This window comes from Nonomuraea sp. NPDC050790 (assembly GCF_044456745.1).
Taxonomy (GTDB): domain Bacteria; phylum Actinomycetota; class Actinomycetes; order Streptosporangiales; family Streptosporangiaceae; genus Nonomuraea.
The window spans coordinates 37,939-61,554 of record NZ_JBITGF010000009.1 but is presented as its reverse complement, the minus strand read 5'-3'; the positions used below and the strand labels follow the sequence as shown (position 1 = coordinate 61,554).

21 protein-coding genes are annotated in these 23,616 nt (G+C 71.2%); 14 read left to right on the top strand and 7 right to left on the bottom strand.

Translation table 11 applies throughout. From position 1 onward, the window contains the following. Nucleotides 1-380: 380 nt before the first annotated feature. The gene (locus ACIBEJ_RS38910) at nucleotides 381-1,667 is read right to left on the bottom strand and encodes a TIGR04013 family B12-binding domain/radical SAM domain-containing protein (protein ID WP_397187963.1); all 1,287 of its coding nucleotides are present in this window, start codon (nucleotides 1,665-1,667) and stop codon (nucleotides 381-383) included. Between the two features lie 56 nt (nucleotides 1,668-1,723). Between ACIBEJ_RS38910 and ACIBEJ_RS38905 the strand changes: the two genes are divergently transcribed. Continuing rightward, entirely contained in the window at nucleotides 1,724-2,512 is a 789-nt protein-coding gene (locus ACIBEJ_RS38905; protein ID WP_397187962.1) for a MerR family transcriptional regulator, read from the top strand. Between the two features lie 91 nt (nucleotides 2,513-2,603). Further along, on the top strand, nucleotides 2,604-2,966 hold the full coding sequence (locus ACIBEJ_RS38900; protein WP_397187961.1) for a helix-turn-helix domain-containing protein: 363 nt from the start codon (nucleotides 2,604-2,606) through the stop codon (nucleotides 2,964-2,966). A gap of 9 nt (nucleotides 2,967-2,975) precedes the next feature. Here the strand turns inward: ACIBEJ_RS38900 and ACIBEJ_RS38895 are convergent, their stop codons facing one another. After that, nucleotides 2,976-3,410, bottom strand: coding sequence for a hypothetical protein (locus ACIBEJ_RS38895; protein WP_397187960.1), 435 nt, complete (start codon nucleotides 3,408-3,410; stop codon nucleotides 2,976-2,978). Between the two features lie 146 nt (nucleotides 3,411-3,556). On the opposite strand from ACIBEJ_RS38895, the gene ACIBEJ_RS38890 reads away from it, so the two are divergent. The 6 genes from ACIBEJ_RS38890 to ACIBEJ_RS38865 all read left to right on the top strand — a co-directional run bounded on the left by ACIBEJ_RS38890 (nucleotide 3,557) and on the right by ACIBEJ_RS38865 (nucleotide 12,252). Next, entirely contained in the window at nucleotides 3,557-4,153 is a 597-nt protein-coding gene (locus ACIBEJ_RS38890; RefSeq protein ID WP_397187959.1) for an RNA polymerase sigma factor, read from the top strand. Further along, a complete protein-coding gene (locus ACIBEJ_RS38885) occupies nucleotides 4,146-5,234 on the top strand; it encodes a CU044_5270 family protein (RefSeq protein ID WP_397187958.1) in 1,089 nt (362 codons plus the stop codon). Before ACIBEJ_RS38890 ends, ACIBEJ_RS38885 begins: the two co-directional genes overlap by 8 nt. Continuing rightward, on the top strand, nucleotides 5,215-6,039 hold the full coding sequence (locus tag ACIBEJ_RS38880; RefSeq protein WP_397187957.1) for a CDP-alcohol phosphatidyltransferase family protein: 825 nt from the start codon (nucleotides 5,215-5,217) through the stop codon (nucleotides 6,037-6,039). Before ACIBEJ_RS38885 ends, ACIBEJ_RS38880 begins: the two co-directional genes overlap by 20 nt. 141 nt (nucleotides 6,040-6,180) lie before the next feature. Then, complete coding sequence (locus ACIBEJ_RS38875) at nucleotides 6,181-8,118, top strand: GTP-binding protein (protein WP_397188304.1); 1,938 nt, start codon at nucleotides 6,181-6,183, stop codon at nucleotides 8,116-8,118. Between the two features lie 47 nt (nucleotides 8,119-8,165). Next, nucleotides 8,166-10,262, top strand: coding sequence for an NAD-dependent DNA ligase LigA (ligA, locus tag ACIBEJ_RS38870; protein WP_397187956.1), 2,097 nt, complete (start codon nucleotides 8,166-8,168; stop codon nucleotides 10,260-10,262). A gap of 184 nt (nucleotides 10,263-10,446) precedes the next feature. Next, nucleotides 10,447-12,252, top strand: a complete 1,806-nt coding sequence (locus ACIBEJ_RS38865) for an MFS transporter (RefSeq protein ID WP_397187955.1) — start codon at nucleotides 10,447-10,449, stop codon at nucleotides 12,250-12,252. Here ACIBEJ_RS38865 and ACIBEJ_RS38860 read toward each other — a convergent pair. Both ACIBEJ_RS38860 and ACIBEJ_RS38855 read right to left on the bottom strand, forming a co-directional pair. Further along, the gene (locus ACIBEJ_RS38860) at nucleotides 12,213-14,180 is read right to left on the bottom strand and encodes a tetratricopeptide repeat protein (protein ID WP_397187954.1); all 1,968 of its coding nucleotides are present in this window, start codon (nucleotides 14,178-14,180) and stop codon (nucleotides 12,213-12,215) included. The two genes, ACIBEJ_RS38865 and ACIBEJ_RS38860, sit on opposite strands and share 40 nt — an antisense overlap. Before the next feature lie 238 nt (nucleotides 14,181-14,418). Then, the gene (locus ACIBEJ_RS38855; RefSeq protein ID WP_397187953.1) at nucleotides 14,419-14,595 is read right to left on the bottom strand and encodes an FXSXX-COOH protein; all 177 of its coding nucleotides are present in this window, start codon (nucleotides 14,593-14,595) and stop codon (nucleotides 14,419-14,421) included. A gap of 289 nt (nucleotides 14,596-14,884) precedes the next feature. Here ACIBEJ_RS38855 and fxsT point away from each other — a divergent pair, with 289 nt between their 5' ends. After that, a complete protein-coding gene (gene fxsT, locus ACIBEJ_RS38850; RefSeq protein ID WP_397187952.1) occupies nucleotides 14,885-17,389 on the top strand; it encodes an FxSxx-COOH system tetratricopeptide repeat protein in 2,505 nt (834 codons plus the stop codon). Here the strand turns inward: fxsT and ACIBEJ_RS38845 are convergent. From ACIBEJ_RS38845 to ACIBEJ_RS38835, 3 genes are all read right to left on the bottom strand, one after another. Continuing rightward, the gene (locus tag ACIBEJ_RS38845) at nucleotides 17,386-18,612 is read right to left on the bottom strand and encodes an FxsB family cyclophane-forming radical SAM/SPASM peptide maturase (protein ID WP_397187951.1); all 1,227 of its coding nucleotides are present in this window, start codon (nucleotides 18,610-18,612) and stop codon (nucleotides 17,386-17,388) included. The two genes, fxsT and ACIBEJ_RS38845, sit on opposite strands and share 4 nt — an antisense overlap. Nucleotides 18,613-18,693: 81 nt before the next feature. Further along, a complete protein-coding gene (locus ACIBEJ_RS38840; RefSeq protein WP_397187950.1) occupies nucleotides 18,694-18,882 on the bottom strand; it encodes a hypothetical protein in 189 nt (62 codons plus the stop codon). A gap of 43 nt (nucleotides 18,883-18,925) precedes the next feature. Continuing rightward, nucleotides 18,926-19,384 (bottom strand): MarR family winged helix-turn-helix transcriptional regulator, encoded by a 459-nt coding sequence (locus tag ACIBEJ_RS38835; RefSeq protein ID WP_397187949.1) that lies wholly within the window; start codon nucleotides 19,382-19,384, stop codon nucleotides 18,926-18,928. A 78-nt stretch (nucleotides 19,385-19,462) separates the two neighbouring features. Here ACIBEJ_RS38835 and ACIBEJ_RS38830 point away from each other — a divergent pair, with 78 nt between their 5' ends. The 5 genes from ACIBEJ_RS38830 to ACIBEJ_RS38810 all read left to right on the top strand — a co-directional run bounded on the left by ACIBEJ_RS38830 (nucleotide 19,463) and on the right by ACIBEJ_RS38810 (nucleotide 23,607). Then, complete coding sequence (locus ACIBEJ_RS38830) at nucleotides 19,463-19,972, top strand: VOC family protein (RefSeq protein WP_397187948.1); 510 nt, start codon at nucleotides 19,463-19,465, stop codon at nucleotides 19,970-19,972. 69 nt (nucleotides 19,973-20,041) lie between these two features. After that, nucleotides 20,042-20,290, top strand: a complete 249-nt coding sequence (locus ACIBEJ_RS38825; RefSeq protein WP_397187947.1) for a hypothetical protein — start codon at nucleotides 20,042-20,044, stop codon at nucleotides 20,288-20,290. An 87-nt stretch (nucleotides 20,291-20,377) separates the two neighbouring features. Further along, nucleotides 20,378-21,034, top strand: coding sequence for a DUF998 domain-containing protein (locus ACIBEJ_RS38820; protein WP_397187946.1), 657 nt, complete (start codon nucleotides 20,378-20,380; stop codon nucleotides 21,032-21,034). A gap of 63 nt (nucleotides 21,035-21,097) precedes the next feature. After that, nucleotides 21,098-23,233, top strand: a complete 2,136-nt coding sequence (locus ACIBEJ_RS38815; protein ID WP_397187945.1) for a nitrate- and nitrite sensing domain-containing protein — start codon at nucleotides 21,098-21,100, stop codon at nucleotides 23,231-23,233. Then, nucleotides 23,230-23,607 (top strand): DUF742 domain-containing protein, encoded by a 378-nt coding sequence (locus tag ACIBEJ_RS38810; protein ID WP_397187944.1) that lies wholly within the window; start codon nucleotides 23,230-23,232, stop codon nucleotides 23,605-23,607. Before ACIBEJ_RS38815 ends, ACIBEJ_RS38810 begins: the two co-directional genes overlap by 4 nt. Nucleotides 23,608-23,616 lie beyond the last annotated feature (9 nt).

Sequence of the window (23,616 nt, the reverse complement as noted above, 5' to 3'; positions counted from 1 at the left end):
GAGGGGAAGCAGCCGGTCGCGCCAGGTTGGGAGGTGGACGCAGCCGCTTGACATGCCTCCGTGAGCGAATTCCTCCCTGTACACCTGTTCCTCCTGGGCAGTTCTCAGGTCGACTCCCACTACGTCGACGAATGCACTGACCAGCAGGTTTTCCACATGTTGGACGTCTACCGGAATGGGAGTCGGGCTGAGGTGGTCGGGGAGGGTGGCCCATACGTGCGGGTCGCCTCTGAGGCCCCATTGCTCAGGCTCAGGATCGAACAGCTCGGCCATCGTCATGGAAGCCATACTGGTGCGCCACGAGCAGTCGGCGTCAGCCGCTTGAGCGGCAATCGGGTGAGTCTGGCGGAGCAGACGCGCGGTTCTGGAGGGCGACGGGTTCAGGTGCGGCGGCGGGGGGTTCGGCGGGGGTAGGACTTGGCTGTTTCGGCCAAACGGGTGGCGTGTTCGGCCTGTCGGCGCCAATGGCCGTAGGCGTCACCGCGCTGGGCGAGGCGGTCGAGTTCGGCCCTTGTCGAAAGAGGGATGAGTGCGGGCGAGGCGTCGCGCCACGGTGTGCCGGGCAGCGGCATGAACGTGTGCGTGTGGATCCGGGCGCCCATCGCGGCCAGGTCGGCGGCCAGCTTCAGGGAGGCGGACTGGTCGGCGGCCGACTCGCCGGGCATGCCGAAGATGAAGTCGACGTTGGGGCGGAAGCCGTACTCGATGGCTGTGCGGACGGCGGCGCGGACGGGCTCCACGCCGTGACCACGGCCGGACGCTTCGAGGACGTGGTCGGAACCGGACTGGGCGCCGATGATGATGTTGTCGTTCGCCACGTACCGCTTCAGCAGGCGCATCGCCTCCGGCGTCACGTGCTCGGGACGGATTTCCGAGGGGAAGCTGCCGAAGAAGACGCGGCCGTGGGCGGGCAGCTCGGCGCGTACGCCGTCCAGGAGTTCCTCGACGCGGTCCAGGTCGGGGCCGGGGCCGGGCGAGCCGTACGAGAGGGGGGGGGTGATGAAGCGCACGTCCTTGAGGCCGTGTGCGGTCATCAGCCGGACGTGCTCGCGCACCGACGCCACGGAGCGGTGGCGGAACTGGGCGCCGAACATGAAGGGGGTCTGGCAGAAGCGGCAGGTGTAGCGGCAGCCGCGGGTGATCTCGATGGGGCCGAAGTTGCGGCGCCGGTCGGGGAAGGACGGGTAGGCGTCGAGGGGGAGCTGGGGCGCGGGGCGGGTGCGCAGGGCGACGCCGTCGTGGTCGCGCAGGGCCAGTCCGGGGACCTCGCGCAGTGGGGTGTCCTCGCGCAGAGCGGCCACCAGCGCCACGATGGTGGATTCGCCTTCGCCTATCGCGGCGAGGTCCCAGCCCGCGTCGATGACCTGCTGGGGCTCGGCGGTGGCGTGGACGCCGCCGGCGATGTGGAGGGCGCGGGGGTCGGCGGACAGTTCGCGGACCGTCGCCAGTTCGGCGGCCATCGCCTCGGCGTCGGGGGAGTAGAACGACCACAGCACCAGCACGCGCTCGCCGCCGCTCGCGGTGATCCGGGCCGCCGTCTCCTCGGCGGTCGTGCCGAAGAGGATCTCGCACTCGGCGCCCGCGTGGTCGAGCGCGGCCAGCAGCGCGTGCACGCCGTAGGTGACCGCCTTGCGGTAACGCACGACCACGCTCACTCGGTACGGCATGCCGGCCAGACTACGCGGTTGACCCTCACGCTACGTGAGGCCGCAGACTTTCCCGCATGGGCTACTCGGTCGGTCAGGTCGCGAGGCTCGCCGGTGTGACCGTGCGCGCCCTCCACCACTACGACGAGATCGGGCTGCTCAGTCCGGGCGAGCGGACGGCGGCGGGGTATCGCAGGTACACCGATTCCGACCTGGACCGCCTCCAGCAGGTGCTGTTCTACCGCGAGCTCGGGTTCCCCCTGGAGGAGATCGCGGTCATCCTCGACCGGCCGGGCGCGAACGCGATGACGCACCTGCGCCGCCAGCACGAGCTGCTGGTCCAGCGCATCGACCGGCTGAAGGGCCTGACCGCGGCGATCGAGAAGGAGATGGAGGCACGGACGATGGGCATCGACCTGACGCCTGAGGAGCGGTTCGAGGTGTTCGGGGACTTCCGTCCCGAGGACCACGCGGAGGAGGCCGAGCGGCGCTGGGGCGGCAGCACCGCCTTCGAGCAGTCCAGGCGGCGCATGGCGGGGATGACGAAGGCCGACTGGGTGCGGTTCACCGAGGAGGGCGGGGCGGTGGCGCGGGCGCTGGCCGAGGCGTACAAGGCGGGCGAGCCGGCCGACGGCGCGCGGGCCATGGACCTGGCCGAGGAGCACCGGCAGCACATCACCCGTTGGTGTTACGACTGCACGTTCGAGATTCACCGCGGCCTGGCCGACATGTACGTGGCCGACCCCCGCTTCGCGGCCAACTACGAGCCGCTGGCCGAGGGCCTGACCCGGTACATCAGGGACGCCGTCCACGCCAACGCCACGCGGCACGGCGCCCGACCGGCGCCCGTACGCCGACCGGAGTAGCCCCGGGTTGGCCGGGCAGCGGATGCGCGCGCCCGGCCGGTCGAGGAGAGTGGCAGGCAGGAGCTCTCCAGGGACGAGGGGCGGGAACGGCATGTCAGGAGGCACGCGGGAGGACCAGGGGGCGTTGCTGCGCCGCTGGCGGGAGCGCGCGTTGCTCACCCAGGAGGACGTGGCGGAGCGGTCCGGGCTCAGCGTCAGGACCGTCCGGCGGCTGGAGGCGGGCGGGCTGCCGCGTGCCCGCAGCACGTCCTTACGGTTGCTGGGCGAGGCGCTGGGCCTGGATCGGGCGGAACGGGCGAGGATCGCGGCCCTGGCCCGGGCCGCCGGGCACGAGAGGAGCGCGCGGACCCGCGACGATCTGGCCCGCGCGCACGACGCGCTCGGTCAGGCCGAGCGGGCCTGCCGGGAGGGACGCGCGGCGTTGAGCGTCCTCATCGCCGACGAGGTCCTCTGACACACAGGATCAGGCGATGACGCCGAGCCGGTATCTGCTGGAGCCGTTGTCGAAGTACTCGTCGTAGTTGATCTCACAGCAGATCGTGGCGATGCCCATGAAGTCATCGGGGTTGACGGGCCCGTCGTCGTCCCAAAGCCGGAGCGTCTCGCCGACCGGGACGCATTTGTCCACCTCGACGCGCTGGCCCTCGGCCATCGACACGTACGCCGCGGTCGTCGGCCAGAGCTTCGAGCCGTTCTCCCGGCGGATGTAGACCTCGTCGCGGTCGCCTTCCTCCAGGACGTCGACGGCGCGGAGGCCGTCGAGGAACACCGACCCCACACCGCACGCGGCCGCGCCCCGGGCCTCCTGGGCGGCCGCCGCGGAGGCCCCGGTCGCGGCGAGGGTCAGCGCCGCTGCGACGGCGGCCGCGAGCTTGGACAGTCTGAGCCATGTACGCATGTCGATTCCCTTCTAGCTGCCTTTTCGGCAGTCTGTCGCAGGCAAAAAGCGCTCACCAGGACACCGACCGGCCATAAACGGGGCGGAAAAAAGCGTGAAGGCGAGTCGGGGGTCCGGGTGTAACCCACAGAAGGGACACCATGCGAATGGCCGCTCCCCCGGACGTGCCTGTGGCCGTCGATGACGCGGCACTCATCGAACGGTCGTGGCGGCGCCCGGACGTGTTCGCGGTGCTCTACGACCGGTACTTCGACGAGATACACCGCTACCTCGCCGGCCGGCTCGGGACGCACATCGCCGACGACCTGGCCGCCGAGACGTTCCTCGTCGCCTTCCGCAAGCGGCGGACCTACGACGTCGCCCGCGGAGCCGTACGGCCGTGGCTGTACGGCATCGCCACCAAGCTCCTCGCCCAGCACCGCAGGAGCGAGACCCGCAGGCTGGCCGCCTTCCAGCGTGCCCCCGCGGACGTGCCGGCCGACGACGGCCCCGAGGACCGGGTGACCACGCGGGTGGCCGCCGCGAGCGCACAGGGGCGGCTCGCGTCGGCGCTGGAGCGCCTGTCCCACGGGGACCGCGACGTGCTGCTCCTCATCGCGCTGGCCGATCTCAGCTACGAGGAGGTCGCCCAGGTGCTCGACATCCCCTTCGGAACGGTCGGATCCCGCCTCAACCGGGCCCGCAGGAAGTTACGGGCGGCGCTGGGCGGCACCAATCCCATGATCGGAGGGTCCGATGGATGACGACCTGACCGCGGTGCGCGATCTGCTCTCCACGCCCGGCCCCAGCGCGGAGACGACGGACCGGGGCCGCGAGCGCCTGCGGGAGGCGGTGTCGCGCCGGCCCAGGACGTGGGTGACGCCGCTGCGTACGGGGCTGGTCGCCGCCGCGCTGGCCACGGCGCTGGGGACAGCGGTCCTCGTGCCCTCGGGCGACCTCGTCCTGACGCGGGATCCGGCCGTCTCGGCCTCCAACGCGCCGACCGCCCGCCAGATCCTGCTCGCCGCGGCCACGGCCGTGGCCAGGACGCCGTCGGCGGGCGACTTCTGGCGGGCGCGCACGGTCACCGGCAAGCTGATCGTCAGCCCCGACCGCCGGTACGTGCTGCGCCGCGACTCGGCCAGCGAGACCTGGCTGACCAGGGCCACGGGCGGAGGTAGCCGGTCGTTCAACCAGTACCTGGGCGCGCGGCCGGCCTCGGTGGCGGACGAGGCGGCCTGGCGGGCCGCGGGCGCGCCCCTGAGCTGGCGTTACCCGGACGACGTCACCGGAATGGGTTTCATCGGCGCGGGCGAGAGCGTGCAGTCGGCGGCGGGCGCGCGCGTCGGCGGCCCGCTCAAGGAGCCGGTCGACTGGGACGAGGTGGACAGGATCCCGGCGGGCGCGGCGCCGCTGCGCTCCTACCTGGAGGCCAGGATCGGGGCGGTCAGTCCCCGCGAGCGGGACTCGCGGCTGCGCAAGGGCTGCATGGAGATCCTCTCCGGGCTGCCGGTCTCGCCGGAGGTACGCGCCTCCGCCTACCAGGTCATGGCCTCCCTTCCGGGGATGACCGCCGAGGGCGAGGTGACCGATCCGCTGGGCCGTACGGGACAGGCGCTGCGCTACCAGGTGAACCGGCCGGAGGGGCAGGTCAGCGACGCCCGCTTCGTGGTCGACCCGGACAGCGGCTTCCCGCTGGCGAACGAGACCAAGGGCGTGGGACGCCTGGCCGACGGCAGGAGCGTCGAGGTCAGCTCCTTCACCGCCTACCAGCGGATCGGCTGGACCGACGAGGAACCGGACTGGGAGAGCGCGGAGGTTGGCGATGGCATTCACGCTGGATGAGGTCAGGGAGCGCACGTACAAGCCGCGCGACGCGTGGTGGACGGTGTTCCTGGTCGATCCGCTGGCCGGGCGGCTGGTGGTGGTGGCGGCCAACCGCACCTCGGTCACGCCGAACCAGGTCACGTGGGCGGCGTTCGCGCTCGGGCTGGGGTCGGCGGCCTGCTTCCTCGTGGGTGGCTGGACGTGGCCGGCGGCCGGGGCGCTGCTGTACCACCTGAGCTTCGTCCTGGACTGCGTGGACGGCAAGATCGCCCGGCTCAAGGGGAACGGGACGGTCTTCGGCGGCTGGCTGGACTACGTCTTCGACCGGGTCCGGGTGCTGGCCTGCGCGGTGGCGCTCATGTGGGGGCAGTACCGGCTGACCGGCCAGGACCTCTACCTGCTCCTCGGCATCCTGGTGGTCTTCCTCGACATGCTGCGCTACGTCGACGCCTTCCAGGTGGCGAAGGTGCGGCGGGCGATGCGCCGTACGCTCGACGAGGTGGTCGGCGGCGGCGCGGACGAGGAGCACGACGTCGAGCCCGAGGAACTGATCGACCTGCAGCGCGGCTTCCGCAGCCGCTTCTCCTGGTACCCGGTCGCGCGCGACTGGCTGCGCGCGCACCGGGTGCGCACGCACCTGATGAGCGGCATCGAGTTCCAGATGGCGGTGTTCATCGTGGGGCCGCTGCTGGGGCTGGTGGTTCCGGTGACGCTGGCGGCGGCGGGGCTGCTGCTGGTCTTCGAGGTCGCGATCATGTACAAGCTCCGGCTGTCCTCGCGCGACCTGGACAGGGCGCTGAGCGGCATGAGGGCGGGGGGTTAATTGCGTTGAGGGCGGGGGTGGCCGTCTGCTCTACTCGAAAACGGACGGCCGCCCACCTCAAGGAGCCCGGAATGCGCGAAGCGTACATGTTTCCACAAAAGGTAAATTTCACCTCTTCTAGGGACATGACGCTTCGTGAGAATGCTCAACTTGGGGATTTTGGCGCATGTAGACGCCGGTAAGACCAGCCTCACCGAGCGGCTCCTCTACGCCGCCGGGGTCATCGACGAGGTCGGCAGCGTCGACGACGGCAGCACTCAGACCGACTCCCTCGCGCTCGAACGCCGCCGCGGCATCACGATCAAGTCCGCGGTCGTGTCCTTCGCGATCGGCGACGTCACCGTCAACCTGATCGACACGCCCGGCCACCCCGACTTCATCGCCGAGGTGGAACGGGTCCTGAGCGTGCTCGACGGCGCCGTGCTGGTGATCTCCGCCGTGGAGGGCGTGCAGGCCCAGACCCGCGTGCTCATGCGCACGCTCAAGCGCCTGCGCATCCCGACGCTCCTGTTCGTCAACAAGATCGACCGTCGCGGGGCCCGCACCGACGCCGTGCTGCGCCAGATCGCCGAACGGCTCACCCCCGCCGCGATCCCGCTGGGCACCGCGCGCGACCTCGGCACCGCCGCCGCCTCCTTCCACCTCGCGTACGGCGGCGCCGACGTGCTGGCCGACAACGACGACGCCCTGCTGGCCGCCTACGTGGCCGACGCCGTGCCCGAGGACCGGCTGCGCCGCGAGCTCGCCGCCCAGACCGGCAGGGCACTGGTCCACCCGGTCTTCTTCGGCTCGGCCATCACCGGCGCCGGCGTACCCGAGCTGACCCGCGGCATCCGCGACCTGCTCCCCACCGCGAACGGCGCGGCCGACGGCCCGGTCTCCGGCACCGTGTTCAAGATCGAACGTGGCCCGGCGGGGGAGAAGATCGCCTATGCCCGCCTGTTCACCGGGGCTGTGCGCGTACGCGACAAGCTGCCCTTCCGCGCCGCGCACGAGGGCAAGGTGACCGCCGTCGCCGTCTTCGAGAACGGCGCCGCGCCCCCGCGGCAGGAGGCGCGCGCGGGACAGATCGCCAAGCTCTGGGGCCTGGACGACATCAGGATCGGCGACCGCATCGGCGCGGCCGGACCAGACACGGACGCCCACCACTTCGCCCCGCCCTCCCTGGAGACCGTCGTCGTTCCCGCCCGCCCCTCGGAGAAGGGCGCCCTGCGCGCCGCGCTCGCCCAGCTCGCCGAGCAGGACCCGCTGATCGACCTGCGCCAGGACGACCTGCGGCAGGAGATCTTCCTGTCCCTGTACGGCGAGGTGCAGAAGGAGGTCATCGAGGCCACGCTGGCCGACGAGTTCGGCCTTGAGGTCACCTTCAGGGAGACCACCACGATCTGCGTCGAACGCCCGGCCGGCACCGGCTCGGCCGTGGAGTTCATCGACAAGGCCCCCAACCCGTTCCTGGCCACCGTGGGGTTGCGCGTGGTTCCCGCGCCGGTCGGCAGCGGGGTGAAGTTCCGGCTCGGGGTGTCGCTGGGCGACATGCCGTACGCGTTCTTCAAGGTCGTCGAGGACACCGTGCACGAGACGCTGCGGCAGGGGCTGCGCGGGTGGCAGGTCGTGGACTGCGTGGTGACGATGACGCACTGCGGCTACTGGCCCCGGCAGAGCCACGCGCACCAGGGCTTCGACAAGAGCATGTCGAGCACCGGCACCGACTTCAGGGGGCTGACGCCGCTGGTGCTGATGAGCGCGCTCAGGCGGGCGGGGACCAGGGTGTGCGAGCCGCTGCACCGCTTCCGGCTGGAGATCCCGGCCGACGCGCTCGGGCCGGTGCTGCCCGTGCTGGCGAGGCTGCGGGCCGTACCCAGGACACAGGGCGAGGGCGTGATCGAGGGAGAGATCCCGGCGGCGAGGGTGCACGAGCTGCAGCAGCAACTGCCCGCGCTCACCCGCGGCGAGGGCGTGCTGGAGAGCGCGTTCGAGCGCCACGAGCCGGTGCGCGGCACGCCGCCGGAGCGCGCGCGCACCGACCACAACCCGCTCAACCGCAAGGAGTACCTCCTCCACGTCGAGCGGCGGGTCTGAGCAGCTCAGAGGCCGGAAATGTCGGTGCCGACCGGCATGATGAACCCATGAGCGACGCGCCTCCCCTCACCCTCCTCGCCGACCACACCGCCTACGCGGAGGCGGTGCAACTGGCTCTCGACGCCTCCGCTGCCTACTACTCCGACGGCACCTCCACGCTCGACGACGACTCCTACGACCGGCTGCTGCGCGGCATCGCGGCCTACGAGGAGGAGCATCCCGAGGAGGTGCTGCCGGACTCGCCCTCGGGCAAGGTGGCGGGCGGCGCCGTGGTCGGCGACGTGCCGCACAGCGTGCCCATGCTCAGCCTCGACAACGTCTTCGGCGCCGAGCAACTGGCCGAGTGGGCCGCCTCGGTCGAGCGCAGGATCGGCAGGCCGGTCGCGGAGTGGAGCGTCGAGCCCAAGCTCGACGGCCTGGCGATCGCCGCCCGCTATCGCAGGGGCCGCCTGGTCCAGCTCATCACCCGCGGCGACGGCACCGCGGGCGAGGACGTCAGCCACGCCGCCGGCACCATCGTGGGGCTGCCGGAGCGGCTGGCCGAGCCGGTCACGGTCGAGCTGCGCGGCGAGGTCATGATGACCGCCGCCCAGTTCGAGGACGCCTGCGCCAAGCGCCAGGCCCACGACGGCACCACCTTCGCCAACCCGCGCAGCGCCGCCGCCGGGACCCTGCGCGCCCAGGATCGGCCCTACGTCTGCGAGCTGACGTTCTTCGGCTACGGCGCGCTGCCCACGCCCGACGACTCCTCCGAGCTGGCGGTCAGGTTGCGCGAGCTGCCGCACAGCCAGGTCATGGAGTGGGTGGCCGCCCAGGGCGTGCAGACCACGGCCGCCACTTCGGTCGCCGGCGTCGTGGCCCACAGCCTGGAGCGGGTCCAGGAGCGCGTCGAGCAGATCGCCGCGGCCCGTGCCGAGCTGCCCTTCGGCATCGACGGCATCGTGATCAAGTGCGACCTGGCCGAGGACCAGGCGGCGGCGGGCTTCAGCTCCCGCGCCCCGCGCTGGGCCATCGCCTACAAGCTGCCCGCCACCGAGAAGATCACCAAGCTGGTCGCCGTAGAGTGGAACACCGGCCGCACCGGCATCATCGCGCCGCGCGCCGTGCTGGAGCCGGTCGAGCTCGACGGGTCCGTCGTCACCTACGCGACCCTCCACAACCCCGCCGACATCGCCCGCCGCGGCCTGATGCTCGGCGATTCGGTGGTCGTCTACAAGGCCGGCGACGTGATCCCGAGGGTCGAGGCCCCCGTCGTGCACCTGCGCACCGGCGAGGAGCGGCCGATCGCGATCCCGGAGGTCTGCCCTTCGTGCGGCGACGCGATCGACGCCTCCCAGGAGCGCTGGCGGTGCGTGCGGGGCCGCGCCTGCCGCGCGATCGCCTCCATCCAGTACGCCGCCGGCCGCGACCAGCTCGACATCGAGACCCTGGCCGAGCAGCGCATCCAGCAGCTCCTGGACGCCGGGTTCATCACGGACTTCGCCGACCTGTTCTTCCTGACCCGCGAGCAGGTGCTCGGCCTGGAGCGCATGGGCGAGACCAGCACCGACAACCTGCTGGCCGCGATCGAGCAGGCCAAGGGCAGGCCGCTGAGCCGCGTCTTCTGCGCGCTCGGCGTGCGCGGCACGGGCCGCTCGATGAGCCGGCGCATCGCCCGGCACTTCGCCACGATGGAGGCCATCCGCGCCGCCGACGCCGAGGCGATCCAGCAGGTCGAGGGCATCGGCCCGGAGAAGGCGCCGGTGGTCGTGGCCGAGCTGCTGGAGCTGGCGCCGCTGATCGACAAGCTGGTCCAGGCGGGCGTCAACATGACCGAGCCGGGCGCCGTCCCGCCCGGCGCCGCAGCGGAGGGCGAGCAGGAGGGCGAGCAGGAGGGCCAGGCCGAGCAGGGGCCGCTGGCCGGGATGACCGTGGTGGTGACGGGGGCGATGTCCGGGGTGCTGGAGTCGCTGTCGCGCAACCAGATGAACGAGCTCATCGAGCGCGCGGGCGGCAAGGCGTCGTCGAGCGTCTCGGCCAAGACGTCGCTGCTGGTGGCGGGGGAGAAGGCCGGATCCAAACGGGCCAAGGCCGAATCGCTGGGCGTGCGAGTCATGACGCCGGAGGAGTTTGCCGCTCTGGTGGAAGGGGTTTACCCCGGGTAGGGAGCAGTTCCCAATCTGATGAAAGGGGTTTGCCGGGGGGAGAGAGCAGTTCCCAAGGGCTCCGGGAATACAGTAGATTGACGCCCGTCTATAGGGGCGCTACGTCTTTGGGCCGCTACGTAACCACGCTCCAGGGGCACTTTTACGGCAATTGTGGCGTTTTGCACCTGGAGCGGGGATTGAGGTGGCCGACAGCACCAGAGGCGTCCAGTCCGGCGCCGCTCGTGACTCCGCCTGGAAACGCGATTTCCGGCTGCTCTGGACCGGCTCGGCCTTCTCCCAGTTCGGCACCGTCAACGCGACCCTCGCCGCGCCGCTGCTCGCGCTCGCGCAGACCGGGTCGCCGGTCTTCGCCGGCTGGGTCACGGCCGCGGGCACGCTGCCGCGGCTGTTCCTCTACCTGCCGGCGGGCGTGATCGTCGACCGGTCCAACCGCCGGGCGATCATGGTGATCAGCGCGTTCCTGCAGATGGCGCTGGCGTTGGTGCTGGTCGTGGGGCTGCTCGGCCGGTGGGACGTGACCCTGCTGCTGCCTCTGGTGGCCGGGGCGCAGGGCGTCTGCGCGGTGTTCTACTCCACGGCGGAGCTGGCGGTGGTGCCGAGGCTGGTGCCGGAGGAGAGCCTGCCGAAGGCGATGTCGCGCAACGAGGCCCGCATCCACGGGGCGGGACTGCTGGGGCGGCCGTTCGGCGGGCTGCTGTTCGATCTCATGCACGGGCTGCCGTTTCTCCTCGATGCCATCTCTTCCGCCCTTTCGGCTTTTTTCCTCCTGAAAATGGACAAGAAGGCATTCAAGGCACCGGAGACGCATCGATCCGCCATGGCGAGTGATATGCGGGAAGGCGTCAGGTTTCTGCGGCGGGATGCGTTTCTGTTCCTTGTGGTGATTGTTTGCGCTCTTGCTAATTTTTTCTTCCAGATTGTCGGACTTTCTCTGGTGCTGCTGGCGCACGCGCTGGCGCTGCCGTACTGGCTGACGGGGGTGCTGATCGCCGCCTCCGGGTTCGGCGGGGTGCTCGGGTCGCTGGTCGCGCCGAGGTTCCTGAGAGGGCGGCAGCCGCGGGCGGTGATCGTCGTCTGCGTGTGGGCGTGGCTGGCGCTGAGCGCGGCGCTGGTGGTGGGCGACCACGGCTCCGTGCTCTACGTCGCGGTGCTGCTGCCGCTGGTCTGGGGCGGGATCGGGTTCACCGGGGCGTGCCTCAACGTCGCGCTCTCGGTGCACTACGCCAAGGAGGTGCCGGTCCGCCTGCACGCGCGGGTGGTGAGCGTCAGCCGGTTCTTCTCCGGCGGGGCGGTGCCGCTCGGCGCGCTGGCGGCCGGGTACGTGATCGCGGGGCTCGGCACCCACCTGGCCGCCGTCCTGGTCGCGGGCGTCATCCTGGTCCTGGCGCTGGCGGTCTCATCCGGGTCGCTCGCCTGGACTCTCCTGGTCGGGCTCGGGCTGTGGAAAGATCGCGTCGCAGAGCGCGTAAAGCTCGTTCTCGAGGCGGGGGCGCACCGGCTGCGCGACGCCCTGGGGGCTCTGGATCTCGCCGTGTGCCGCGGCCCAGCTCAGCGATTCGCCGAGCGCCTCCAGGCGCGCGTGGCACGCGCGTGGGCACAGTGGGCGCAGCCTGGCCACCGCGGTCTTGGCGGCGCCCGCGCCATGCCTGACCTGCCAGACCTGTTTGCCCAGGTCGGCGGGGTCGAAGCGCGTTGTGCCGCCACGGCGGAGCTGCTGCGCGTACTCAACGTTCATCGCCAGGTTCATGACGGCCTCGGCGGCGGTGGCGAAGGTCTCCCTGAGCTCGCGGTCGAGCGCGTCGCGCCGGTCGCCGGCCCGCTGCTCCGCGGCGGCGAGCCGGGTGTGCCGCGCGCGGGTCCGCTCGGTGAGGACCGCGGTGAGCGTGCCGGTCAGCGCGCCGAACACGGCGGCGCACGCCGTGATGACGGCAACGACGACGACGTGGTTCAGGGCTCCTCCGACAAGCGTGTGGCCGTGCCGTGCTGATGTGGCGGCAGCGGTGGGTGCTGGGCGAGGATCGCGAGCTCGGCGTACCTGGCCGCGTCCGACGGGTCGCCGGAGATCATCCGGACCCGGGCCGCGCGCAGGTAGACCGGCCCGCTGTCGCCCGCGTCGGCGACCGCCCCGGCCAGCTCCCGCTCGGCCTCGTCGGTACGTGACAGCGTGGCCAGGGCCAGCGCCCGCGCCGCCCGCGCGGACGGCTGCGGCCAGCGGCTACTCGCCTGCCCGATGTCGCGCAGCGCCGACTCCGCGTCGCCCAGGTCGGCCAGCATCTCGCCGCGCGTGCGCCTGGCCTCGGGCACGTTGCCCTCGCGGTTGATCACGTTGTTGAGTACGGCCAGCGCCGCCTGCGGCTCCCCGGCCATCCAGAAGTTCTGCCCGAGGCTCGTCTGCAGGGTGACGTCGTGGGGGACCCGTTCGACGGCGGCGCGCAGCATGCCGGTGGCCTGGCGTTGCCTGCCCTGGTCGAGCGCGACCCGGCCGGCCGCCGTCAGCAGCCAGCCCACGGCGGTGTTGTCGCGCAGCGCCTCGTACAGCTCGCAGGCGCGCAGGTAGTGGTCGGCGGCCTCGTCGAGCCGGTGCTGCTCGTAGGCGATGCTGCCGAGCAGCGACTCGATGGCGGCTCCGGCCCGCAGCTCGTCGGGTGCGCAGACCTCGGCGGCCTTGCGGGCCAGGCTTCTCGCCCGTTCCTGCTCGCCGTCGAAGGTGGCGGCCATGGCGGCGCGTAACCGGTCGGCGCTGGCGGTCGCCGGGCGGGGCCATAGGCCGGGGTCGAGGCGCCTGAGCGGGGCCATCAGCCTCGGGTGGCGCAGGATGTACATGCGCAGGCCGTACTTCTGGGGGGCTCGGATGAGGTGGCGGTCCTCAAGGGAGCGCACGACGGCGGCGGTGACGCGCTCGGACGAGCCGAGCCTGCGGGCGACGCCGGAGACGACCGTCTGGTGGAGCCAGGCGTGGAAGGCGGCGGGCAACAGCTCGAAGTCGGCGGCGATCGAGGCCAGCGTGGCCGAGCAGTACTCGGTGAGGGCGGCGTCGACCTCGTCCTCCATGCGCGCGATGGGGTGGTCCTGGCCGGGCGGCCGGCTCCACAGGCGCCTGCCTGCGACCTGGAGCAGCATCGGGTCGACGGTGGACACGGGGCGGTGCGGGCGGCCCATGGCGTCCCTGATCGTGCGCAGCTCGTCGAGCAGTTCGCGGGTGCGGGAGGGGGCGGGGCGGTAGCCGGAGCTCTCGATCGAGCGGCGCACGACCTCGGCGGCGGCCTCCGGGGTGAAGGGGCTGAGTGCGAACTCCTCGTACTGCAGGTCCTCGAAGCCCTTGACCACGCGCAGCAGCTCGTCGAGGTAGTCGGTCCGCACCGACAGCAGCAGCCGCAGGCGGGGCCGCTTGGCGGCGGTGGCCAGGAGTTCGCCGAGGAAGGCGCAGCGCTCGTGCTCGTTGTCGCCGGCCGGGCGCAGGAACAGCTCGACCTGGTCGATGGCGGCCAGCGTCGGCGCGGGGCGGCCCTGCCTGTCGACCTCCTCGCGGCGATGCAGGAAGTCGTCGATGGACAGGCCGGGGACGTGGGAGTGCGCGCCGGCCGCGTGCCAGGACGACAGCAGCGCCAGCACGTACCTGTTGTGGTCGGGCAGGGCGGCGACCGGCCACACGCGCGAGGGCGCGGTCATGCCGATGGGGAGCACGTGGGCGTTGCCCGCCTTGAGGGCCGGCACAACGCCCGCGCGCAGCAGCGAGGTCTTGCCCGCGCCGGCGTCGGAATGGAGGATCGTCAGCCGGCGCTGCTGCCAGATCCGGGTCAGTTTCCGGACTTCTTCCGCGCGTCCGAACAACAGCATCTCATCGTGGGCTTCGAAAGGCCGTGCTCCAATGAATGGTCCGCGCGGAGCTGCGGGAACCGCTGAGAAAGCTGTCATTAGCCAGACCTCGCTCATGGAGGACGGTACGGATCAACCGCCTTGAGATCGCGCCGCTGTCGCCTGGCGACGATGCTGCCGTTTGAGGCGAGACCGAAACCCTCCCGCCGTCGCGACGCGCCCGTCAAGGGGCTCCGCAATAATACGGCAATTCCTCGATTTCGAAAGGGCTCTATTGGGGTGGCCGAAATCACCTATTGGGCGTGCACGTCCGACGACTTTGGCGCTTCGAGATCCGCTAGGAAGCGGTGCTGTTGTCGAAGCGCGCGAAGGCCTCCCCTTCGTCGAGATCGGGTTCGAGCAGCTCACGAAGGGCCTGGGCGAGCACGGTGTCCCCGAGTCCGTCCAGGTCGGGATGGGAGAGCAGGGAAAGATCGACGAAATCGCTGCGGTGCTCGGCAAGCTGTGGTCGCACGGACATTCCCCTATCGTCGCCTGCATACGGCCTGCTGTGTCGCCGCCCGGAGCGCACTCCTCCCTGCCCGGCGCGGCCGTTCCGGTGAATGTTCTAACTGGCATGTATCACATTCGCGACCCGCGGTATACCCTGCACAAACGCAAGGCTTTTTTGGGCGACGCCGAATGTGCCGATAGGGCCGCTACTGAGCCTGTCCGCACACCGGCGTTGCGGCTATCGTTTCCTTGCTTGTCCATTCTCTGCGGACGGGAGGGCGGAGCGCGTGACGGATTCTGAGCGTCCCATCATGCGGGGGGCGACCGGCGGCTTTCCTGAGGTTTGGAAAGTCCCCCCGCGCAACACCAACTTCACCGGGCGCGACGAGCTCATGGGCAGCCTGCGCTCCAGCATCACGAAGAAGACCACCGCGGTGGTGCCGCACGCCCTCCAGGGGTTCGGCGGCGTGGGCAAGACCCAGATCGCCATCGAGTACGCCTACCGCTTCCGCGCCGAGTACGACGTCGTCTGGTGGATCCCCTCCGACCAGCCCGGCCTGGTCCGCTCGACGCTGGCGCAGCTCGCGCCGAAGCTGGGCCTGCCCGACCCGACCACGACGGGCATCGAGGAGGCCGCCAACTCGGTGCTCGACACGTTGCGCAGCGGCAAGCCGTACGACCGGTGGCTGTTGATCTTCGACAACGCCGACGAGCCCGAGGACATCAACGACATCCTTCCCCAGGGCGCGGGCAACGTCCTGATCACCTCGCGTAACCACCGCTGGGCCAGCCTGTACGAGACGGTGGCCGTGGACGTCTTCCCGCGCCCGGAGAGCGTGGAGTTTTTCATCAAGCGCATGCGCCGCTCGATCTCGGAGAAGGACGCCGACCGGCTGGCCGGCGCGCTGGGCGACCTGCCGCTGGCGCTGGAGCAGGCGGCGGCGCTGCAGACCGAGACCGGCATGTCGGCCGACGACTACCTGCGCATGCTGACCGAGCGCACCGCGATCCTGCTGGGCGAGGGCAAGCCGAGCGAGTACCCGCTGCCGATGACGGCGGCGTGGAGCCTGTCGGTGAACGAGCTGAAGGAGAACCTGCCCGAGGCGATGGAGCTGCTGCGCTGCTGCGCCTTCTTCGGGCCGGAGACGATCCCGCGCTCGATCTTCGTCTCGGTCGAGGGCCCGGTGCGGCCGGTCATCGCCGGGCTGCTGGCCGACCCGATCCGGCTGGGCACCGCCATCCGGCGCCTGGGCAAGTACGCGCTGGTGCGCATCGAGTCGGAGCCGAGCCGTCCCACCACGCTCCAGGTCCACCGGCTGATCCAGGCGCTGCTGCGCGAGGAACTGGGCCCGGAGACCCAGGAGGAGATCCGCTCGGAGGTGCACTCCCTGCTGGTCGGCGCGGCGCCCGACGCGCCGGACAACCCGACGAACTGGGCGACGTACGACGCGCTGCTGGCCCATCTCGAACCGGCCAAGCTCGCCGACAGCGTCCGCGACGACGTGCGGGGCTTCGCGCTCAACGTCCTGACGTACCTGAACGCCTCGGGCAACCACCAGGGGCTGCGCGACCACCTCGACACGTTCCTGCAGAAGTGGACCGACGCGTTCGGCCCGGACGACCTCTACGTGCTGCGGGCCCGGCGCGTGCAGGGCGACCTGCTGCGCAGCCTGGGCCAGTACACCGAGGCCCACCGGCTCAACACCGCTACGCTGGCGAAGATCCAGACGAGCGTGGGCGTGGAGCACCCCGACAGCCTGGTGCTGCTCAACGGCATCGGCGCGGACCTGCGCGCGCAGGGGCTGTTCACCGAGGCGCGCGACCACGACACCGAGTCGGTCCGCCTGCACCGCGCGGTGTTCGGCCCCGACCACGTGAGCACGCTGCGCGCGGTCAACAACCTGGCGCTCGACTACGGCCTGACCAGTGACTACCTGGGCTCGCGCGCCCTGCTGGAGGAGGCGCTGCGCTCCGGCGGCACCGCGGTCAACCGGATCACGCAGCTCAACCTGTGGGCCGGCCTCGGCCGCTCGGTACGGCTGTGCGGCTTCTACAGCGAGGCGTGCGACCTCGGCGAGGACGCCCTGGCCTTCGGCCGCGAGCTACTGGACGCCGACCATCCGCGCGTCCTGCTGACGCAGAAGGACCTGTCGATCGCCCTGCACCGCTACGGCGAGTACGAGCGGGCGCTGGAGCTGGCCCAGGACGTCCACGCCCGGTACGTGCGCCTGTACGGCCTCGACCACCCGGGCACCCTGGCCGCGGCGACGTGCCTGTCCAACGCGCTGCGCGTGAACAACTTCATCCAGGAGTCGTTCGACCTGGCCAACGACACGATGCAGCGCTACCCCAAGCTGTACGGCCCCGAGCACCCCTACAACTACGGCTGCGCCAGCAACGTGGCGCTGATGCACCGGGTGCGCGGCGAGCCGCTGGAGGCCAGGCGGCTCAACGAGCGCGCGCTGGAGGGCCTGGACCTGCGGGTGGGGCGCGACCACCACTTCACGCTCACGGTGGCCGTCAACCTGGCCAGCGACCTGGCCATGCTGGGCGAGCTCAAGGAGGCCTGCAAGCTGGGCGCCGACACCCTCGAACGGCTGCGCCGCCTGCTGGGCGAGGACCATCCCACGACGCTGGCCGCCGCGGCGAACCTGGTCGTGGACATGGCGCAGTCGGGCCAGACGGAGAAGGCGGAGGCGCTGTCGGCGCAGACGATGGACCGCTACCGCGACACGCTCGGCCTGGACCACCGCGACGCGATCGTGGCGTTGGAGGGCCGGCACCTCGACTGCGACTTCGACCCGCCGCCGATCTAGGCGCGCGGGCGCGCCAGCAGCGACACGTCCTCGACCATCACCCGCCTGATGTGGGAGATCAGCCGGTACAGGTCCTGGCAGTAGACCGACGGATTGCGGAAGCCGCTGCCGGGGCGGTACCGGTGGGGGTAGAGGCCGCCGCCGCACACGCGGACCAGGTCGCACGACAGGCAGGCGCCGGACATGGCCCGCATGCCGATCTGCCGCGCCGCGATCGCGGGCAGGGTCAGCACCGCGTCGAAGGAGTCCCTGAGCACGTGGAGCAGGGTGCCGGCGGCCCCGTCGTAGGCGGACTTGAGCGTGTCGACCTGCTCGACGGCGCCGCTGGTCTCGACCACGACGACGGCCACCGGGGACAGGCCGATGGCCTCGCTGCGCGAGGTCCTGCCGCACAGCAGCCTGATGATCTCGCTGAACAGCCGGATCTGGGTCTCCCGTTCCGGGGCGGCGTACCAGCGGTCGAAGACGGCGGCCAGGTAGTCGCCGTACGGCGTGGCCGTGGCCGACCAGCCGGGCGGCGGGCTCTCCCAGTTGCCGTGGGGCAGCAGGAAGTCCACCATCGGCGGCCGGAACTCGATCAGCGCCTCGTAGGTCTTGACCGGGTCGTTGGCCAGTTCGAGCGTGCACAGCAGGCCGCCGAACAGGTGGCGGTAGGCGGGCGCGGACAGGCGTTCGATGCCGGCGCGCACCTCCTCGTAGGTGCCCCGGCCGGAGGCGCGGCGGCGGTGGAGGTCGTGGCCCTCGGCGTCGCCGTCGAGGCTGACGCCGACGTGGACCTCGTGCTCGGCGAACAGCTCCAGGAACGCCTCGTCGATCAGGACGCCGTTGGTCTGCACCCGCAGGACCAGATCGGTCTCGCCGAGGGCGGCGCGCAGCGTGGTGATCGCGTAGCGGGTGTGCTCGACGCCGGCCAGCAGCGGCTCGCCGCCGTGCAGGATGACCTCGACCTCGCCCAGGCCGTGCTCGCGGGCGTGCTCGGCGATGCGGGCGGCCACCCGGTCGATGGTGGCCTTGGCCATCCGCCTGGGCTGGCTGCGCCAGCCCTGGTCGGCCATCTCGTAGACGTAGCAGTAGTCACAGGCGAGGTTGCAGCGGCTGTGCAGCTTGACGATGAACTGCCGGAACGGCGTGGGCCGCCAGCCGGATTCGAGGAGCTCCTGGACGTCGAGGGGCCCAGGCCACTCGAGCTCGCCGGGCCTGATGTCCCCCGCGCTTTCTCCCACGCTGATCAGCTCCCACGGATGAGATTAGAGCGCAGAGATTGGCCCCGGTATGCCCGGTTTTGGCGGTCGGCAAACGCGTGTTCACAGACCTGAGGGATCACGTCCCACGCTGATCTCCTCGGCGATCCTGCGGATCTCCGAGACCTCCAGGCCGGGCGCCTTGGGCAACTGCCGCAATAGCGCGTCCATCACCACCGGCACCGGCTGGCCCGCCAGGCTGCCCGCGATGCCGTGAACGGCCTGGAACAGCGCTGCGTCCGTGTCGTGCATGCGACCCCGTCTCCTCGTCGACAGATTTTCCCCGGGGGTCACGCTACGACGAGCCGCCGACAGTTTTGGTCCGCACCGCCGTACAGATCTCGTCGAGGGTGCGCAGTTGCGCGGGGGTGAGGGCGTCGAACAGGCTCCGCCGTACCTCTTCGACGTGGCCGGGGGCGGCGGCGGCCAGGGCGGAGAAGCCGTCGTCGGTGAGGACGGCGAGGTTGCCGCGGCGGTCGTCGGGGCAGGGGGCGCGGCGCACCCAGCCGCGCTCCTCCAGCCGGGCCACGGCGTGGGACAGGCGGCTCTGCGAGGACTGGGCCCGGTGGGCGAGGTCGGACATGCGCATGGAGCGGCCCTCGGCCTCCGACAGGGCCACCAGGATCATGTAATAGGCGTGCGGCATGCCGGAGTCGCGCTGGAGCTGGCGGTCCAGGCGCTCGTTGACGAGCTGGATGGTGGCCAGGAAGTTGCGCCAGACGCGCTGTTCTCCGTCGTCGAGCCATCGGGTCATGCCGGCCAGTTTACTTGAACTCTCATATATCTCAGGGTATGTTTGCTTGAGAGTTCAAATTTCCGAGGAGGGATCGTCATGCCGGTCCAGCGGCTCAACCACGCGGTGCTCTACGTCCGCGACGTCGAGCGCAGCGTCGCCTTCTACCGCGAGGCGCTCGGCTTCGAGGTCGTCATGGAGATGTCGGGCGCCGCCTTCTTGCAGGCCGCCGGCTCGACCAACGACCACGATCTCGGGTTGTTCCAGATGGGGGCGCAGGCGGGTCCGACGACCGCGGGGCGTACCTCCGTCGGGCTCTACCACCTGGCCTGGGAGGTCGACACGCTCGACGAGCTGGGGCGCGTCGCGGCCAAGCTGAGCGAGCTGGGCGCGCTCGCGGGCGCCTCCGACCACTCCACCACCAAGGCGCTCTACGCCAAGGACCCCGACGGGCTGGAGTTCGAGGTCTCCTGGCTCGTCCCCGCCGCGCTGGTCACCGACGAGGTGCTCGCCGCACGCACCGGCATCCGTCCCCTCGACCTCGCCAAGGACATCGAGCGGTACGGCGGGCAGACCCGCGGCGGCGTGGGCGTCTCCATCCCCGCCTGACCCTTTCCGCGTACTTGGTGCTTTCCGGGTTACCGTGGCCTTATCCGCTGACTCGCTTTGGAGAAGGTCATGCAGAGCGACCCTGAGCACATCGTCGACGCCATCGACGGGGTGGTCGACGACTGGGAGGCGATGAGCGCCGACTCGATGCGGTGGGCGCCTCCTGAGACCAAAGAGCCCGACCTGTTCGACGACCTGACCGAGATCGTGGCGCCGCTGCTCAACGCGGCCGGCTCCGTCCTGCGCCCGGTGGGAGAGGCCATCGAGCGCGCGCTGGACCAGCTCATCGAGGGCGGCCCCGACAACCGCGACCGCTGAACCCCGGCTACCCCTGAGAAGGGATCAGGGTCGGGTCAGGGGTGTGGCCCGATGTCCGCGCCCGCCGATCCCGGGCAGGCTGGGGTCATGGCCGCAGTGAAGAAGTTCTATCCCCACGTCGCGTTCTTGGCGATCGCCTTTTCGGTGGTCGCCGTCGTGGTGGGCCAGATCGTGCCCGACCCGTATCTGGACCCGATGAACGTGACCGTCAGCGAGTACGCCGTGGCCGACCGCGGGGGCGTCACGGAGCTGGGGATGGCGGTTCTGGGGCTGGGGTCGTTCGTGCTGCTGGCGGGTCTCAGGGCGGCGGGGGCGCCGATCAGGGGACTGCCGCAGTGGTTGCTGGGGGTGTGGTCGGGAGCGCTGCTCGTCGCCGCGGCGGTGCCGACCACGCCCATCGGGATGGACATGACCACGACCGCGCTGATCCACCGCTACGTCTCGATCGCGGCGTTCGTCAGCCTGCCCGCGGCGGCGGCGCTGCTCGTGCCGAGGTTCGCCGCCGACGCCCGGTGGAAGCCGATCGCGCGGACCATGGAGTGGCTGGCCCTGGCGGGCGGTCTCGGGGTGCTGGCGATCGCGTACGTGGCGATGCCCGGTGACCGGGTGCTGATCGGTCTCGTGGAGCGCGTGCTGCTGGGCGCGGAGGTCGCGGTGCTCGGGGTTCTGGCCGCGTGGTTGGTCAGGCTGGCCTGGGGAAAGCGTGTCCAAATCCTGACATATCACAAGTTTCTCACGAATTGATCATAAAGAGCTACTACTTCGGTGCTATCCTCTCCCGCGATCTTCTATCCGGGAGCAGGTGTCATGGCATCGGGCAGATCCATCCGATTCAAGATCTCGGCGCTGCTCGTGATCCCCCTGGTCTCCCTCGTCGCGCTCTGGGGTTTCGCCGCCGGGACGACCTCTGGCGACGCCCTCAACCTACTCAAGATCGACACCCTCTGGCGTGGTGCGATCGACCACGCCGACGGTCTGGTCACCGCCCTCCAGCAGGAACGGCTCGCCTCGGCCGAGAAGGTGGCGGGCGACCGGAACGACCCCGCGGCGCTGGCCGCCGCCAGGGCCAGGACCGACAAGGCCCGCAAGACCTTCACCGAGCAGGCCACGTCGGAGGACACCACCGCCGCCCTGAGCCCCGAGATGTCGCGCCAGCTCAAGGACACGCTGGAGGCCGTCGGCGACCTGTCCGACGCCCGGCGGCTGGTCGACGGCGGCACCGCGACGGCGGCCGAGCTGATCTCCGCCTACGGCGAGATCTCCGACTCCGTCCACCGCCTGTACGCGGCCTTCGCCCTCGGCACCGACCTCCAGCTCTACCAGCAGGCCCGCGGCCTCATCGGCGCCGACCAGGTGCGCGAGCTGATCAACCGCGAGCACGCGCTGATCGTCGCCGCCGCCGGGGCGCCCTCGGAGGCCGACCGCCTGCTGCTGGCCCGCCTGGACGGCGCCAGGTCCTACCAGTACCCCCGGGCGATGGCCGACCTCGAACCCGGGCTGCGGACGCCGTTCCTGAAGATCGACACGACCGTCATGGACCGCATGATCAGCGGCTACATCGCCGGCGGCAAGAGCGACGTCGAGTTGTGGAACGGCGTCGTGGAGCCGGTGCTGAAGGGCTACAACCAGGCCATGGGGGTCAACGGCGAGGCGCTGCTGGCCCGGATGGAGCCCGCGGGCTACGCCATCGTGCTGCGGGCCGTCGCCGCCGGAGTGCTCGGCCTGGTGGCCGTGGTCTTCTCCATCTTCGTCTCCGTCCGGGTCGGCCGCAGGATCACCCGCGAGCTGGCCACCCTGCGCCGGGGCGCGCTCGAACTGGCCGAGCTGAGGCTGCCCGAGCTCGTCGGCCGCCTGCGCAAGGGCGAGAGCGTCGACCTGGTCGCCGAGGCGCCGCCGGTCGCGGTGCAGGCGGGGTCCACCAACGAGGTGGTCGACCTGGCCGCGGCCTTCGACAGCGTGCAGAGCACCGCGATCGACGCCGCCGTCGAGCAGGCCAGGCTCCGCCAGGGCATCTCCGAGGCGCTGCGCAACCTGGCCCGCCGCAGCCAGTCGCTCGTCCAGCGCCAGCTCAAGCTGCTGGACGAGATGCAGAGCCAGACCGAGGACCCCGAGGCGCTGGAGCGCCTGTTCCGCCTCGACCACCTGACCACCCGCATGCGCCGCCACGCCGAGGGCCTCGTCCTCCTGTCCGGCGGTACGGCCGGCCGCAGATGGCGCTCCACGATCCCGGTCGAGGACGTGCTGAGCGGGGCCGCGGCCCAGGTCGAGGAGTACACCCGGGTCCGCGTCTACCCGATGCCCGAGTGCGGCGTCACCGGGACCGCGGTCGCCGACCTCATGCACCTGTTCGCCGAGCTGATGGAGAACGGCGCCGCCTTCTCCTCACCCGGCAACGAGGTCTCGGTCCGCGGCGAGCTGGTCGGCAGGGGCTTCGCCGTCGAGATCGAGGACCGCGGCCTGGGCATGACCGAGGAGGCCAGGACCGCGGTGAACGAGCGGCTGGCCAGGCCGCAGGAGTTCGACCCCGCGCAGACCGAGCGGCTGGGCTTCGCGGTCGTCGGCATGCTGGCCGCCAGGCACGGCGTCGTGGTGACGCTCAAGCCCTCCCCCTACGGCGGCACGACCGCGATCGTGCTCCTGCCCTCGGCCCTCATCGAAGCGCTGCCCACCGTGGCCGACATGCCGCCCGAGCTGGAGTCGGTCTCCGTCTCGGTGGTGCGGACGACCGATACCGGGCTGCCGCGCCGTACGCGGACCACGGCCGCCAAGAAGGCGCCGGAACTGCCCCGCCGAACGAGGCAGGCAAACCCCCCACAACGGGTACAGCAGGAACAGGCGGAGGAACGCTCGCCCGAGGAGACGAGGGCGCTGCTCTCCTCGCTGCAGTCGGGCTGGCAGCGCGGGCGCCAGGACAGCGACAAGGACGGGGGATCTGAATCGTGAGTCGCGAGGACGAGTGGGTGGATGAGGAGGCCGGGCCGGTGGTGCGGCCGTACGCGGTGGCCCGCGGCCGCACACGTTCCTCTTCGGCGGCTCTCGACCTGCTGGCGACGGTGGCCGCGACCGGGCTGGCCGCGCCCGCGCAGGCGGAGCTGAGCACGCAGCACCGCAGGCTCCTGGGACAGCTCGCGCAGGGGCGCGGCGCGCCGGTCGCCGAGGTCGCCGCCGACGTGGGCCTGCCGGTCGGCGTGGTGCGGGTCCTGCTGGGCGACCTCATCGACCACGGCCTGGTCCAGGTACGCCAGCCGCTGGGCAAGGCCGGCTCCCCGACGGAGAACCTGCTCAGAGAGGTCATCAGCGGCCTGAAGGCCTTGTAGAAATCCTGG

Coding starts and splice junctions, on each gene's coding strand:
- ACIBEJ_RS38910 (WP_397187963.1), bottom strand. CDS start 1,667: ATGCCGTACCGAGTGAGCGTGGTCGTGCGTTACCGCAAGGCGGTCACC.
- ACIBEJ_RS38905 (WP_397187962.1), top strand. CDS start 1,724: ATGGGCTACTCGGTCGGTCAGGTCGCGAGGCTCGCCGGTGTGACCGTG.
- ACIBEJ_RS38900 (WP_397187961.1), top strand. CDS start 2,604: ATGTCAGGAGGCACGCGGGAGGACCAGGGGGCGTTGCTGCGCCGCTGG.
- ACIBEJ_RS38895 (WP_397187960.1), bottom strand. CDS start 3,410: ATGCGTACATGGCTCAGACTGTCCAAGCTCGCGGCCGCCGTCGCAGCG.
- ACIBEJ_RS38890 (WP_397187959.1), top strand. CDS start 3,557: ATGGCCGCTCCCCCGGACGTGCCTGTGGCCGTCGATGACGCGGCACTC.
- ACIBEJ_RS38885 (WP_397187958.1), top strand. CDS start 4,146: ATGGATGACGACCTGACCGCGGTGCGCGATCTGCTCTCCACGCCCGGC.
- ACIBEJ_RS38880 (WP_397187957.1), top strand. CDS start 5,215: ATGGCATTCACGCTGGATGAGGTCAGGGAGCGCACGTACAAGCCGCGC.
- ACIBEJ_RS38875 (WP_397188304.1), top strand. CDS start 6,181: ATGCTCAACTTGGGGATTTTGGCGCATGTAGACGCCGGTAAGACCAGC.
- ligA (WP_397187956.1), top strand. CDS start 8,166: ATGAGCGACGCGCCTCCCCTCACCCTCCTCGCCGACCACACCGCCTAC.
- ACIBEJ_RS38860 (WP_397187954.1), bottom strand. CDS start 14,180: ATGACAGCTTTCTCAGCGGTTCCCGCAGCTCCGCGCGGACCATTCATT.
- fxsT (WP_397187952.1), top strand. CDS start 14,885: ATGCGGGGGGCGACCGGCGGCTTTCCTGAGGTTTGGAAAGTCCCCCCG.
- ACIBEJ_RS38840 (WP_397187950.1), bottom strand. CDS start 18,882: ATGCACGACACGGACGCAGCGCTGTTCCAGGCCGTTCACGGCATCGCG.
- ACIBEJ_RS38835 (WP_397187949.1), bottom strand. CDS start 19,384: ATGACCCGATGGCTCGACGACGGAGAACAGCGCGTCTGGCGCAACTTC.
- ACIBEJ_RS38830 (WP_397187948.1), top strand. CDS start 19,463: ATGCCGGTCCAGCGGCTCAACCACGCGGTGCTCTACGTCCGCGACGTC.
- ACIBEJ_RS38825 (WP_397187947.1), top strand. CDS start 20,042: ATGCAGAGCGACCCTGAGCACATCGTCGACGCCATCGACGGGGTGGTC.
- ACIBEJ_RS38820 (WP_397187946.1), top strand. CDS start 20,378: ATGGCCGCAGTGAAGAAGTTCTATCCCCACGTCGCGTTCTTGGCGATC.
- ACIBEJ_RS38815 (WP_397187945.1), top strand. CDS start 21,098: ATGGCATCGGGCAGATCCATCCGATTCAAGATCTCGGCGCTGCTCGTG.